This window comes from Corynebacterium sp. MSK035 (genome assembly GCF_030232615.1).
In the GTDB taxonomy this organism is placed as follows: domain Bacteria; phylum Actinomycetota; class Actinomycetes; order Mycobacteriales; family Mycobacteriaceae; genus Corynebacterium; species Corynebacterium jeikeium_D.
Map to the genome: position 1 here is coordinate 45,176 of NZ_JASPJP010000009.1, position 13,477 is coordinate 58,652.

The following is a 13,477-nucleotide window of genomic DNA, read 5'->3' on the forward strand; positions in this document are numbered from 1 at the left end:
TTTTCATATCCTACCGGTAGGCAAGGTGCCGGTGCGATTTTTGATAAAAAATAGGGGCATTGGCGAATGGTGTGACAGTTGTGACTAACCCATCGTCCCTGCGTATCGGATTAGCTACTGCCCCTGACCATTTCCAATGCCCCAAATATTGGGGTTACTTGTACACCCGCCTCTACTCGGCGAAATGCTTATTTACCCATCTCGTTGGCCTTGTCATAGCAAGCCTGCAGCGCACGATGCACCGCGCGACGAATGCCCTCTTCCTCGAAAACTCGGGTGGCCGCAGCTGTTGTACCGCCCGGCGAAGTGACATCGGCACGCAGCGCAGTCGGGTCCGCACCTTCCTGCATCATCATCTCAGCCGCACCAGCAGCCGTAGCCGACGCCAGACGCTTAGCCTGATCACGCTTGAGCCCCAGGTTCACACCCGCGTCGGTCATCGCCTCGACGAACTGGAAGAAGTAAGCCGGACCGGAGCCCGAGACTGCAGTGACTGCAGACATCAGCGACTCATCGACAACCTCAACGCTGCCGACCTTCTTCAACAGTTCGACAACCTCGTCGGTCTGGCTCTCCGTGACAAAGCGGCCCGGCGCGACTGCACAGACCCCCTTGCCCACCAGCATCGGGGTATTCGGCATGACGCGGATCACCGGAGTACCGACAGCACAGACGCTTTCCATCTTGTCCAGCGTGATGCCAGCCGCCATCGACACCACAATGGTGTCGACCTCAGAGTCATCGAGCACGTCGGCAATCTGCTCGAGCATGTCGATAATCAAGTACGGTTTTACGCACAAGAACACCACGTCGGCACCGTCGACGGCCCCTACTGGGTCGTCGGCATCGACAATGCCGTAGGTCTCCTTCAGACCGGCCAGGCTCTCCTTGGTGCGCCCCACCACATAAATCGAGGAAGGCGAGACACCACCGTCGATGAGACCACCGACGAGTGCGCTACCAATCTTTCCGCCACCAATTACAGCAATTCTTGTCATGGACGCTAAGTGTGCCAAAACTGGCCCACACATGCGAATGCAGGGACCGGAAAACTACGCTTCCGACCCCTGCATCAGGTGATGATTATTCTGTTGACCCCACTACAACTGGAAGAGAATCCAGGGGCCAAATGTCAGCGCCAAACCGACAAGTCCCGCGAGAATCGGTGTCAGTTTGTCCTTCTCACGGCGCAGGTAGTTCGCCATTCCCGCGAAGCCACCAGCGACCACGAGAGCCATGATGACAACCACGATCTTTGGCAGCGACGACCAGGCCATGGTGAAGCCCAGGAACACCAATGCACCAGCAATCAGACCCACGAAAACCTGGATTAGCAGCAACGGCACCGAGAGGGAATTGTCCTCAGCGTAGCCATCGCGCGCGACGGCCTTGCCCTTGGAGCTCTTGGATTCTTCACGCTTAACGACGTCCCGGGGCTCCGCCTGCTTCTCGTCAGCTGCGGCCTGGGTCGGTGTGGTCTCGACCTGTGCAGCCTCAGCGGGGGCGTCCTCGGCCTGCTCAATATCGGCCTGTGCGTCTTCCGCCTGTGCAACTTCAGGAGCAACAGCGGCTGCCACTGCCGCCTTGGAAGCGGCACCGGTATCGGCGTCAGCGTCGGCAGCCTCGAAGCTAGCGGTTTCCTGAGCGGCTTCAGCCTCAGCAAGCTGTTCACCGTCGACGTCATCCGATTCAGCGGATACCTCGGACTCTTCGTTGACATTGTCCTGGACAACCGGAATGGAGGCGGTCGGACGGTCGTCGTAAGCGTTGGAACCGGTGAGTACTGCACGAGCGACTGGCCCCGGCTCCCCAATCTGCTGCGACTCGTCTGCCATGTCACGCAGTTCGGTGAAGGTGTAGGTAATCTCCGAACGCTCGGAGTTGACCATGACCGGACGGGGTTCCATCGGAATTGCCAATGGCACCGCCGGGGCTGCTGGCTGCGCAGTTGGTGTGCTCTGCGCGGCTTGCTCCTGCTGCGAAGCTGCCGGTGCTACCGGAGCAGCCGGTTCTTCAGCAACTTCGGTAACTTCGTCAGCTTCGGCCTCCGCGACCTCGGCCTCCGCGACCTCGGCCTCAGCGACCTCGGCATCAGCCTCAGCTACTTCCGACTCCTCTTCTTCCTGAGCAGCAGCTTCAGCCTCGGCCTCAGCTTGAACCTCATGCTCCGAAGAATCCGCCCCTTCAGCAACTACCACTGAATCAGCGACAGCCTCCGAGTGCTCCGGAGCTTCTACCTCCGGTTCGGCTGCCTGCGCTTCTTCGGCGGCGTTGGCCGCAGCTTCTTCGGCAAGCAGATCGCTCGTAGTCGTCTGGTCGTCGTCTGCGTTGGAAAGAGCGTGAGCACCACGTCGCGGTTCGTCGGCCTTTACACGAGGGATTGAGCCGGTGAGTTCCTGAACGGACACACCGCCTTCTTCAAGGCTGCGTCGACGGCGGCGCCGCGGTGGTTCAGAGGGGGCTCCCTCCTTCTGCCGCCGCGCCAGCAGTTCGGCAACGGTGAGCTTTTCCTCGCTCATCTCAACCCTTTCCGTATAGGTCACTGTCCAGTCGTCGGAAGATGATGCCCTCGCGCAGCGCCCAAGGACAAATCTCGACCTTCTCTAATCCCAATGCTCGCATACTAGCCTCTGCAACGAGAGCACCTGCGACAATTTGGTGAGAACGATTCGCACTAACACCCTCAAGTTCAGCACGGTCAGCCGCCGTCATGCGGGAAATAAACGCAATCAACTGGCGCAAACCAGCGGCAGTCAGAGTGCGCTTAACCCTGGGACCAGCGGCGGAAGGCGCCGCACCGGTCAGGCGGGCGAGAGTGCGGAAAGTCTTCGAGGTGGCGACAGCCAAGTCCGGCTCACCAAGCGTACGCAGATGACGCGCTGGCTCAGCGAGCTCAGCATCAATGTAATCGCGCAGCAGGTCAATCTTCTTGCGCTCCGGCGGATCGGTCTCGAACCACTCGTGGGTCAAACGCCCCGCACCGAGCAGCAGCGAGTACGCCGCCTCCGGATCTTCATCAGTACCCGACGTCAGCTCAAGAGAACCGCCACCGATATCCAGGTTGATTAGACGACCAGCAGACCAGCCGTACCAGCGCCGTACTGCCAAAAAGGTCAGACGAGCCTCATCCTCACCGGAGAGAATCTGCAGCTTAATGCCAGTTTCTTTCTCAACGTGGGCGAGAACCTCGTCCGCATTCGTGGCATCGCGAACAGCTGAAGTGGCGAAGCTAATCATCTCTTCGCACTTCATCTGCTCAACCAATTCCTTGGATTCAGCGACGTAGCCCGTCAGCTTGTCAATGCCCTTCTTGGACAGGTTGTTGTCCTTATCCAGGTACTCGACCAGCTTCATCGTCGACTTGGAATCGCTCATCGGAGTCGGATGTCCGCCCCGGCGGGCGTCCACCATCACCAAGTGGACGGTATTACTACCTACATCTAATACACCTAATCTCACTCTTAGTAGGTTAGACGGTCTACGGTGTATTGGTGTGAATCAACCCCACCCCCGCCCCGGTCGCGGACCGCAACCGTCTCCCGCTGAAGTCGCCTATGACTTTCCCCGCGAGTGGTTCGAGTTCGCCCACCCGGAGGACCCAGAACACATCATCACCTGCGACCTAACCTGGTTGATGAGCTCCTATCAATGCGCTTTCGGCACCTCCGCTTGCCAGGGCATCGACTCCGCGAACGCGGATGTCGGATGCTGCGGCCATGGCGCCTTTATCACCGACGAAGAAGACCGCGAGAGGGTTATTGACGTCGTAAAGCGAATGGAAGGCGACTCCGCAGAGCCCCAGTGGTGGCAGAACCGCCCCGAACAAACTCTGAAGTGGCTTGAAACCTACGAAACCGACCCCTCCGAACCGTTGGAACCGTGGTTAGTATGGGACGAGCTTGACGACGAAAACGGAGAGCCTGAGCCTGCTCTGAAAACGAAGGTCGTGAAGAATGCCTGCATTTTTGCCAACCGTGACGGATGGCGCAATGGTGCGGGCTGTGCCATCCACCAATGGGCGATGGCCAACGACATTGACCCCGTAAAGGTCAAGCCGGATGTGTGTTGGCAGGTGCCGCTGCGCCGACTGGAGGACTGGGAGGAACGCCCGGACGGCCAGGAGATTCTGCGCACGACCATTACCGAATACGATCGTCGTGCCTGGGGCGATGGCGGCGAGGACTTTGAATGGTTCTGCACGGGCGCGCCGGCCACACATACCGGTGGCGAGCCGGTGTGGCGCACGCACAAGTCCGAGCTAATAGAGCTCATCGGCGAAGAGTGCTACGAAATTCTGGCGGAGCACTGCCGTGCCCGAGAAATAGCGGGCGCGGCCAAGGCTTTCGGGCCGAGTGGCTACCCACTGCTGGCGATTCACCCGGCCACACGCGCAGCGGCCGAGGGGCTGGCACCGGACGAGGTTTAACGTCGAGGATTCATCAGATCGCCGGCGGAGAGCATCGGCAGCAGTTAGCTGCGTTAGTCCTCGAACTTGTAACCCAAGCCGCGAACGGTGACCAGGAACTCAGGCGAGGAAGGATTGCGCTCAATCTTGGAGCGCAGGCGCTTGATGTGTACGTCCAGCGTCTTGGTGTCGCCGACGTAGTCGGAGCCCCAGACGCGATCGATGAGCTGGCCGCGGGTCAGCACACGACCACGGTTGCGCAGCAAGTACTCCAGCAGGTCGAACTCCTTGAGCGGCATTGCGACATCATCGCCGTCAACGGTGACAACGTGGCGCTCGACATCCAGCACGACCGGGCCGCCGCGCAAGACCTCCTCGTAGATCTCCTCGACATCGTCGGAGTCGTCGTGACGACCGCGTCGCAGCACAGCCCGGATACGGGCAATAAGCTCCCGAGAGGAATAAGGCTTGGTCACATAGTCATCCGCACCAATTTCGAGGCCGACGACCTTGTCAATCTCAGTGTCACGGGCGGTGACCATAATCACTGGGACAGAGGACTTTAAGCGGATGTTTTTGCAGACCTCGGTGCCACTCATACCTGGCAGCATGAGATCCAACAGCACAATGTCCGGTTCTGCTTTGGAAAATCCTGCAAGTGCTTCCTGGCCGTCAGCGGCCATCCGCACCTCGAATCCCTCGCGCTGCAGCAGAAACGCTAGCGGCTCCGCCAAAGCCGTCTCGTCTTCGACAATAAGTACCTCAGTCACGGATTACTTCATTCCTTCCTTGGAATCCTTGTTCTGGGAATCCTTATCCTTGCCGCGGGTTTTGCCCGTACCACGCTGCGCGCTTTTCTTAGCCACAAGTTTACCCGCAGGCGGAGTGTGCCCGATTGGCAAACGTGCAGATACATCGCCGTCATTCGACGCGGAACCGGTCTTGTCCATCAGCGGTAGCTCAATGGTGAAGGTCGATCCAGTGCCCAGTCGACTCCACAGCTTGACGGTTCCCTTGTGGTTCGCTGCGACGTGCTTAACAATTGCCAAGCCCAGACCTGTACCACCTGTCGCCCGCGAGCGTGCCTTATCCGCACGGAAGAAGCGCTCGAAGATGCGCTTCTGGTTCGCCTGAGAAATGCCAATACCGCGGTCAGTTACACGGATAGCGACGGTGTCGTTATCCTCCGTGACTGCAGTCACGGACACAGGCGTGGCCTCTGGCGAGTAGTTGATGGCGTTTGAAATCAGGTTGGACACCGCAGTGATCAGCAGGCTGCGATCACCTTCAACGACCAACTCCGGCTCACAGTCAACGGTGATTTCAATACCCGCTTGCTCCGCGAGCATCTGGTTACGACGCACCGCTGCCTGGACGATCTCTTCAACCTTCACGGGCGACATGTCCGGCAGCGGCTCCGCCCCCTGCAGCTTCGACAGCGAGATGAGCTCCGTAATCATCGTCGACATCCGCTTGGACTCCTGCGTCAGACTCTCACTAAAGTGACGCACTGCCACCGGGTCGTCGGTAGCTTCATTCAACGCCTCAACCAACAGACTGATAGCCCCCACGGGAGTCTTAAGCTCATGGGAAACGTTGGCCACAAAGTCACGTCGTGCGGCTTCCATGCGAGCCTGTTCGGAGACATCCGCCGCGTAAATCACCACAAAACGGTCATCCACCAGTGACAGCGGAGTCAGCTGGCAACGGACGATCGTGTCCGGCGCCCCTGCCCGGCGCGACGGCAACACCAGTGTCAGCTCCTGGTCCTCCTGCGAGTCAAAAACCTTTTCTGCAGCTTCCCAGCCCACATCATTCAGGCGGCGCTCATAAACCAGCCCCAACTTGTGCGCCATGGAGTTGGACAAAATCAAATCACGGGAGATGTCAACGACCACCACCCCCGTCGGAGACTTCTGAATGGCCAGGTGCATGACCTGCGCCATGGTGGTTATTGTACTTTCCTCGTCGCTCCTCTGGCGCCGAGCGGCGTTATAGGCACCTGAGACAACTCCACCAAGAATCAGCACAGCTGCCATAACCGCAGCACCTAGTAGAGCAGCGATAATGATTTTTGACACGGGTCTTACCCTAAGCTCTTTTCACAATCCGCGCGCGCTGAAAAACTATTGCGCTCGCTAGCCCTAAATAAACCAAGGAGCACAGCCTCACTTGGCTGCGCCCCTTATCGGCCTATCAATCACCTACATATTTACTTGTTGCCCTGAGCGGCAACAGCAGCAGCACCTGCAGCTGCAGCTTCCGGATCCAGGTAGGTGCCACCCGGGTTCAAAACCTTGCCCTCAGCATCAAAATCGTAAACCAGCGGGATACCGGTCGGGATGTTCAGAGCGGCAATGTCCTCGTCCGAGATGTTGTCCAGGTGCTTGACCAGTGCACGCAGCGAGTTACCGTGAGCTGCCACCATGACAGTCTCACCGGCCTTCAGACGCGGCAGGATTTCCTCTTCAAAGTAAGGAATGAAACGCTTGACGACGTCCAGGAGGCACTCCGTGCGCGGAACCTCATCCAGGTTGGCATAACGCGGGTCATTAGCCTGCGAGAACTCGCTGTCATCCGACAGCTCCGGCGGCGGAGTGTCGTAAGAGCGACGCCAGGACATGAACTGGTCCTCGCCGTACTTCTCCTTGGTCTCTGCCTTGTTCAGACCCTGCAGAGCACCGTAGTGGCGCTCGTTCAGACGCCAGTCACGGATAACCGGAATCCACACCAGGTCAGCGGTATCCAGGGCAATGTGTGCGGTGTTAATTGCGCGACGCAGCAGCGACGTGTAGAGCACCTGCGGCTTCAGGTCTGCCTCTACGAGCAGCTCACCGGCACGTACTGCCTCAGCGCGGCCCTTGTCGGTCAGTGCAACGTCGACCCAGCCCGTGAACTGGTTGGATGCGTTCCACTCACTCTGGCCATGACGGACAAGAATCAGTTTTCCATTGCTCATACCCCCAATTGTGCCCCAAAACTGGACAGCCCGCCGTTCGTTGCCCCGCTATGTGGGTTACTACCCCCGGCTACTCAACCATGTGGCGGAACTGCTCCAGATTGGCCAGGTTTTCCCCGCGGTCAACCCGCCACTCCCACTCGCGCTTAATGGCCGATGCAAAGCCGCGTTCGAGGATCTGGTTGAAGTCCCCATCGGCCGTCTCCAGCAGCTGACCAAGGAGGCGATCGAGGTCATCGTCGGAAAGCTGAGCCGGCAGTTGACCAACCAGGTAGATGTCGCCTGCGGCGTCAATGGTGTAACCGATGCCGAACAGACGACGATTGCGCTGCAGCAACCACTTGTAGACGGCCTCGTGGTTTTCTTCGACAGCGCGACAAACGAAGGCTTCGACACGCAGGGAGTCAGGCGCCGGGATGAGACCAACGACGGTCTTTAGCTTCTTCTTACCAGGCAGAACCACCACGGCGGCATTGTCGGCAATGCCATGCTCAACACCGAGACGTTCTAGCTGCTCACCGAGGAATTTCAGCAGTCCTTGGATGTCCGTGCTCATCGTGAATCATCTCCCTGTTTATGTGGCTACGGCCCTGGCGATTCTGAAGCTAACGAAACCTACCGAGAGCCACCCGCATCCCGGATAGAGCCGGGACAATTCTCCTTTTGGAGTTCGGTTCGATGATAGACATCGGCCAACCGATCCACGGTCTTTTGCCAGGAAAACTCCAAGGAGTGCTCGCGCGCCTGGGTGGCCAACTTAATGCGCAACTCGTCGTCCTCCACCAGGCGACCGAGGGCATCGGCCCAGGCTGCGGGCTCGTGACCGTCGACAAGCAAACCGCTGACCCCATCGTCGACAGCGATGGAGAGCCCGCCAACATTCGCCGCGACAACGGGAGTGCCGGTGGCCTGAGCCTCCATCGCCACCAACCCGAAAGTTTCGTTGTAGCTGGGCACGGCGACGATGTCTGCGGCCTGGTAGAGCTTCGCCAGGTCCTGCGGCGGGCGTGGGGGCATGAAACGGACTAGGTGATCGATCCCCTCTTCCGCGGCGAGATTGGTGAACTCGTCGGGCGCGTGCACCCCAGAACCGGACAGGCCACCGCAGATAATCACTCGGACATTAGTGGCGGGATAGCGACGCATGAGCTCGCCAACACCGCGCAGCAATACCTGCGGCCCCTTCAGCCGCTGCAGCCTACCAACGAACAAAATGACCTTAGTGTGCAACGGGATGCCCAGCTCACGACGGGACCGCTCGGTGGCACGATCGCTGCCCGGCGAAAAGAGCTCCACGTCCACCCCGGGCGGCACGACATTGATGCGCCACGGGTCGGCATCGTGGAGATCCGCGAGCTGCTTAGCTTCGGCATCTGTATTGACGATGAGCCGGCATGCATTGTCCACAATCTGCTGCTCACAAATACGACGCGATTCAGGCTCTGGCGTATCCCCCTCTGCTAGATGGAGGTTCTTCACCGCCGCCAGCGTGTGCGCCGTGTGCACAAACGGAATATCAAGCAAATCCGACAGCAACCACCCCACCTGGCCAGAGAGCCAGTAGTGCGAATGAATCAGGTCGTATTCAATCCCCTGTTTGCGGGCGAACTCAATAACCCCGCCAGCAAAAGCCGGCATCTGCGTAGCCAGGTCTGACTTCTCCAGCCCCTCATATGGGCCAGCCACTATGTTGATGACACGGAAATTCTCACTGACCTGAATCACCGGTCCATCGCTGGAACGCGTGGCGCGAGTGAAAACATCCACCTTCACACCGCGTCGCGCCGACTCCTCGCAGGTGCGCAGCACGTAGACATTCATGCCGCCAGCGTCACCGATGCCCGGTTGCTCCAGCGGAGAGGTATGCATGGAGATCATCGCGATGCGGTTCGGCCACGCCGGGGTATTAGAGGTGGTGCTTGGGGTGGCTGCGTCTGCGCCCTCCGTTGCCGCCGGAAATATTTCGCTCATACTGCCCAGAGTGCCTATGCCAGGGGCAACCCCGCAAATGAGTACCTCAAATACGTGTATAGGAATTCCGGCATCGCAGTGCGACGTAGGGCACAATAGAGGTCGATACCTACTACGTCGTAGGTTATTATCACCTCACGACATAGTCAGGCGATAAACAAAACTTTAGGAGGACCCCATGGCCGATACATCCAGCTCACACGCTGCAAATGACTCTGCCCCAGCTCACGGTTCCACACCCAACGCTGCGGCCTCCAAGGCCTGGCTGAACCTGTATCCGGAGTGGACCCCACCCCACATCGACTACAACTTCGACACCCTCCTAGACGTCTACCGCCACACTCTGAGCAACCACCCGCGCCGCAAGGCATTGACCTTCTTCGGTCGCTCCACCTCCTACGCCGAGCTGGATGCCAAGGTTCGCAGCGTTGCCGCCGGCCTGCGCGCACTTGGCGTACGCAAAGGCGATCGCGTGGCACTGCTCATGCCGAACTGCCCGCAGCACGTCATCGCCTACTGGGCAGTTCTGCACCTCGGCGCTGTTGCCGTAGAGCACAACCCCCTCTACACCGCCCACGAACTGCGCCACCCATTCAACGACCACGGCGCCCGCTTTGCCATCTGCTGGGACAAGATCGTCCCCGTACTTGAAGACCTCCGCAACAACACCCCGCTCGAGACCATCATCGCGGTCAATATGCTGCAGGACCTGCCGTTTGTCATGCGCACCGCCCTGTCGATCCCGCTGCCGAAACTCCGCGCCGCCCGCGCTAAGCTGCACTCCTCCGCACCGCAGGTCATGGGTTTTGACGCTTTGCTTCACGACGCCGTCGGCGGAGACGGCCACGACCTCCAGGCCGATGAATCCATCATTGCCGATGACACTGCAGTGATGATGTACACCTCTGGCACCACGGGCTCGCCAAAGGGCGCGCAGCTGAGCCACCGCGGGCTGGTCGCCAACATTCTGCAGGGCAAGGCCTGGGTGCCGGGCCTTGGCAAGGAGCGGGAAATCTCCCTCGGCATCCTGCCAATGTTCCATGCCTACGGCCTGACCATTGTCACCAACTTGTCCATGCTGATTGGCGCTGAACTGGTGCTGGTGCCGGCACCGGAGATTCCGCTGATTATGAAGGTGATGAAGAACAATCGCCCGACATGGGTGCCTGGTGTGCCGACTCTCTACGAGAAGATTGTCGAAGCCGCCGAGCGCGATAATGTCGACCTCTCCGGGGTAAAGTTTGCCTTCTGTGGCGCCGCTACCCTGCCGGTTTCCCTTGTACAGAAGTGGGAGAAACTCACTGGCGGGCGCCTTGTCGAAGGCTACGGCCTCACCGAAACGTCACCGATTATCGTCGGCAACCCGATGGACGGCAACCGCCGCCCGGGCTACGTTGGCCTGCCATTCCCCGACACCGAGGTTGCCATCGTTGACCCCGAAGATCCCACCAAGCTCCGCGCTGACGGCGAGGAGGGCGAGGTCATCGTCCGAGGCCCACAGGTTTTCGCCGGTTATCTCAACCTCCCGGAGGCAACGGAGAAGTCCTTCACCGATGGGCCTGCTGAGCTTCCCGCTGGCGATCGTTGGTACCGCACCGGCGATGTCGGAGTCATGGAGTCGGACGGCTTCATCAAGCTGGTTGCCCGCATCAAGGAGGTCATCATCACCGGTGGCTTCAATGTCTACCCGGCCGAGGTCGAGGAAGTACTGCTCTCCCACCCAGACATCACCGATGCCACGGTCGTCGGCCTCCCGAAGAGTGACGGCTCCGAGATGGTCGTGGCCGCCATCACCCTTGCTGACTACGCCCGACTGGATTCCGACGCCTACCGCGACCACTGCTACGACAACCTGACCCGGTACAAGGTGCCGCGCGCATTCTTCCACCTGGAGGAACTTCCTCGCGACCAGATGGGCAAGGTCCGCCGCCGCGATGTCCGCGACGTGCTGCTCACGCAGCTGGAGCAGAAGGGCCAGAGCGTCGATTCGCTTTCCCACCGCAAGCACCATTAGTTCACGGTGGTTTTGTAGTTGGGATAGGGGCCTGAGTAGAGCGGGCTCCTATCCCTTTAAGGCGGACCCCGGCTCCCCCCAGACTTAGTGACTAGGTTTATGACAAAAAACTGAGGGTGAATACTATTCACATGTCATAAACCTAGTCACTTTCTCTATCCCCGCCATTGGGAGAAGGCCCGGGAGCGCAAACTGAGGACTACCCGGCGGTTCTATCAGCCCCAGCGCCCCGGTCAGCCCCAGCAGTCCCGCCAGCCTCTCCAGTCCGCCCCCCCCACTGGCCATCAGCCACCCGCCGCGGGCCTAGTCGATGCTCACGCCGACCCACACCGGCTCGGGCACCAGGGTCACGCCGAAGGCCTTTTCCACACCAGCGCGCACATCGCGCGCTAAAGCCACCAAGTCGGCGGCGGTCGTAGGCGTACCGTCGCCGGACTCCCCGCGGTTGGTCAGGGCAAGAGTGTGCTTAGTCGACAGTCGCGCGGGCGCACCGTCACCGGGGTAGCCCTTGGGGAACCCGGCGCGCTCGATAAGCCACGCCGCCGAGAGCTTCACGGCTCCCTCGTGGCCGGGGCCAGCGGGGAATGCGGGCATATTCGCGGCCTCATCGGCCCCACGCAGCGCGGCAACCTTTGCACGCACGGCCTCCACCGAGTTCTCCGGAATGATCGGGTTGGTAAAGAAAGAACCCGCGGACCAGGTATCGCGGTCAGCATCTTCGAGCACCATGCCCTTGCTCCGGCGCAGCTCAAGCACCTTTTCACGCACCAACTCAGCCGGCCTGCGAATCTCGCCAGCCGCAGCCTCGGCCTCGTCGACGCCCAGGCGCCGCGCCAGTTCGCCATAGCGAAGTGGCACGGACATGCCATCCACACTGAGCTCGAACCGCACGGCCAGCACCACTGCCCGTGCGGTGAACTTCAGGTTCGAGTAGCGGTAGGAAAGGTCGAGAGACTCCGGTTCCACCCACTCGACCGAGCCGGTTGCGCGGTCGTAAAGCTGCACCGCGTCCAGGACCTGCGACACCTCAGCACCGTAGGCGCCCACGTTTTGCACCGGAGTGGCTCCGGCCGATCCCGGAATACCCGACAGGCATTCCAGGCCGCCAAAACCTGCGTCGACACTCATCGCCACGACCTCGTCCCAGACCGCACCGGCCTCGGCCTCCACGATTGCCGACACGGACTCCAGCCCGTGTCCGCGAGTGCTCATGGTCACGTTGTCGGCCTCGATCACCACAGCCACCAGCGGCTCGAGTTCATCGGCCACCACCAGGTTGGATCCGCCTCCCACGATGAGGAGGGGCACGTTAGCGTCGTCAAGCGTGCGTACAACATCGACCACAGCGTCCGTCGTGCTACACCGGACGACGGCACGCGGCACCCCGCCGAGGCGGAGCGTCGTCAAATCCGCGAAAGCGGTATGCGTGCTGAGCTCCACCCCCTCTAGCCCCGCAAGCCCATCGATGGCTTCTTCCATGTCGGAGGTCAGGTGAATTGGGTTCGGCGATTGGTCGAGATTTTCCACGCCCCTAGCGTAGTGCAAATTACGTATCATCAAGCGCATGACTACGACTAACACGCACACCGTCAACTTCGACCAGCCGATTGAGAAGGTTTACGAGGCCCTCACCGACGCCGGTTTCTGGGAGAAGGTCGCAAACCGTTTCTCGGCAGCTGACGGCAAGGTGGAAAAGTTCGAGACCACCGACGCTGGCACCACCGTCGTGATTCGCCAGACCGTCTCTGCTGACAAGATTCCGGCGCAGGCGCAGAAGTTCGTTAAGTCCGGGGTCGGCATGACGCGCACGTTCGTCATCAGCCCGCTTAACGACGACGGCGCGACCTCTACTGTGACCACAGAAGCTTCGGGCGTACCGGCGTCCTTCAGTGCGTCCCAGAAGCTCACCGCCCAGGGTGAAGGTTCCGTGCTGACCACCAACTCCGAGTTCGCCATCAACGTGCCGCTGCTCGGTGGCAAGCTCGAGGAGAAGGCAGCTCCGTACCTGGAACGCGTCCTCAACGCTGAGACCGCTGTGCTGGCGGACTACGTCGCTAAGTAGGTTGCGCACTGGGGGGGGCACTCCGGGGCGACACCGAGGGGACGGATACCGGGCGAAGATAAGTGG

At 60.2% G+C, this 13,477-nt stretch carries 12 protein-coding genes; 3 read left to right on the top strand and 9 right to left on the bottom strand.

Annotated elements, in window-relative coordinates; genetic code table 11:
- Nucleotides 1-188: 188 nt before the first annotated feature.
- From proC to QP978_RS07110, 3 genes are all read right to left on the bottom strand, one after another.
- Nucleotides 189-998, bottom strand: a complete 810-nt coding sequence (proC, locus tag QP978_RS07100; protein ID WP_016421983.1) for a pyrroline-5-carboxylate reductase — start codon at nt 996-998, stop codon at nt 189-191.
- A 102-nt stretch (nt 999-1,100) separates the two neighbouring features.
- A complete protein-coding gene (locus tag QP978_RS07105) occupies nt 1,101-2,519 on the bottom strand; it encodes an Rv0497 family membrane protein (RefSeq protein WP_284857008.1) in 1,419 nt (472 codons plus the stop codon).
- A 1-nt stretch (nt 2,520) separates the two neighbouring features.
- On the bottom strand, nt 2,521-3,459 hold the full coding sequence (locus QP978_RS07110) for a Ppx/GppA family phosphatase (RefSeq protein ID WP_161798518.1): 939 nt from the start codon (nt 3,457-3,459) through the stop codon (nt 2,521-2,523).
- Nucleotides 3,460-3,493: 34 nt separating this feature from the next.
- On the opposite strand from QP978_RS07110, the gene QP978_RS07115 reads away from it, so the two are divergent.
- Nucleotides 3,494-4,426, top strand: a complete 933-nt coding sequence (locus QP978_RS07115) for a DUF3109 family protein (protein WP_016421980.1) — start codon at nt 3,494-3,496, stop codon at nt 4,424-4,426.
- Between the two features lie 53 nt (nt 4,427-4,479).
- On the opposite strand, the gene QP978_RS07120 is transcribed toward QP978_RS07115, so the two are convergent.
- From QP978_RS07120 to mshA, 5 genes are all read right to left on the bottom strand, one after another.
- On the bottom strand, nt 4,480-5,175 hold the full coding sequence (locus tag QP978_RS07120; protein WP_284857009.1) for a response regulator transcription factor: 696 nt from the start codon (nt 5,173-5,175) through the stop codon (nt 4,480-4,482).
- A gap of 3 nt (nt 5,176-5,178) precedes the next feature.
- Nucleotides 5,179-6,486 (bottom strand): sensor histidine kinase, encoded by a 1,308-nt coding sequence (locus QP978_RS07125; protein ID WP_038627531.1) that lies wholly within the window; start codon nt 6,484-6,486, stop codon nt 5,179-5,181.
- A 131-nt stretch (nt 6,487-6,617) separates the two neighbouring features.
- Complete coding sequence (locus tag QP978_RS07130) at nt 6,618-7,364, bottom strand: phosphoglyceromutase (protein WP_038627529.1); 747 nt, start codon at nt 7,362-7,364, stop codon at nt 6,618-6,620.
- A 70-nt stretch (nt 7,365-7,434) separates the two neighbouring features.
- Nucleotides 7,435-7,920, bottom strand: coding sequence for a type III secretion system chaperone family protein (locus QP978_RS07135; protein WP_038627527.1), 486 nt, complete (start codon nt 7,918-7,920; stop codon nt 7,435-7,437).
- Between the two features lie 59 nt (nt 7,921-7,979).
- Complete coding sequence (mshA, locus tag QP978_RS07140; protein WP_210386753.1) at nt 7,980-9,242, bottom strand: D-inositol-3-phosphate glycosyltransferase; 1,263 nt, start codon at nt 9,240-9,242, stop codon at nt 7,980-7,982.
- A 271-nt stretch (nt 9,243-9,513) separates the two neighbouring features.
- Here mshA and QP978_RS07145 point away from each other — a divergent pair, with 271 nt between their 5' ends.
- A complete protein-coding gene (locus QP978_RS07145) occupies nt 9,514-11,349 on the top strand; it encodes a long-chain-fatty-acid--CoA ligase (RefSeq protein WP_224433409.1) in 1,836 nt (611 codons plus the stop codon).
- A 303-nt stretch (nt 11,350-11,652) separates the two neighbouring features.
- On the opposite strand, the gene QP978_RS07150 is transcribed toward QP978_RS07145, so the two are convergent.
- Nucleotides 11,653-12,828 carry a UDP-N-acetylmuramate dehydrogenase gene (locus QP978_RS07150; RefSeq protein ID WP_284857016.1) on the bottom strand — a complete coding sequence of 392 codons (1,176 nt, stop codon included), beginning with the start codon at nt 12,826-12,828 and terminating at the stop codon, nt 11,653-11,655.
- Between the two features lie 85 nt (nt 12,829-12,913).
- On the opposite strand from QP978_RS07150, the gene QP978_RS07155 reads away from it, so the two are divergent.
- A complete protein-coding gene (locus QP978_RS07155; RefSeq protein ID WP_048732343.1) occupies nt 12,914-13,411 on the top strand; it encodes a DUF2505 domain-containing protein in 498 nt (165 codons plus the stop codon).
- Nucleotides 13,412-13,477 lie beyond the last annotated feature (66 nt).

Excerpts from the sequence above, each read along its gene's own strand:
- proC (WP_016421983.1), bottom strand. The coding sequence starts at position 998 with ATGACAAGAATTGCTGTAATTGGTGGCGGAAAGATTGGTAGCGCACTC.
- mshA (WP_210386753.1), bottom strand. The coding sequence starts at position 9,242 with ATGATCTCCATGCATACCTCTCCGCTGGAGCAACCGGGCATCGGTGAC.
- QP978_RS07130 (WP_038627529.1), bottom strand. The coding sequence starts at position 7,364 with ATGAGCAATGGAAAACTGATTCTTGTCCGTCATGGCCAGAGTGAGTGG.
- QP978_RS07155 (WP_048732343.1), top strand. The coding sequence starts at position 12,914 with ATGACTACGACTAACACGCACACCGTCAACTTCGACCAGCCGATTGAG.
- QP978_RS07150 (WP_284857016.1), bottom strand. The coding sequence starts at position 12,828 with ATGGAAGAAGCCATCGATGGGCTTGCGGGGCTAGAGGGGGTGGAGCTC.
- QP978_RS07135 (WP_038627527.1), bottom strand. The coding sequence starts at position 7,920 with ATGAGCACGGACATCCAAGGACTGCTGAAATTCCTCGGTGAGCAGCTA.
- QP978_RS07145 (WP_224433409.1), top strand. The coding sequence starts at position 9,514 with ATGGCCGATACATCCAGCTCACACGCTGCAAATGACTCTGCCCCAGCT.
- QP978_RS07105 (WP_284857008.1), bottom strand. The coding sequence starts at position 2,519 with ATGAGCGAGGAAAAGCTCACCGTTGCCGAACTGCTGGCGCGGCGGCAG.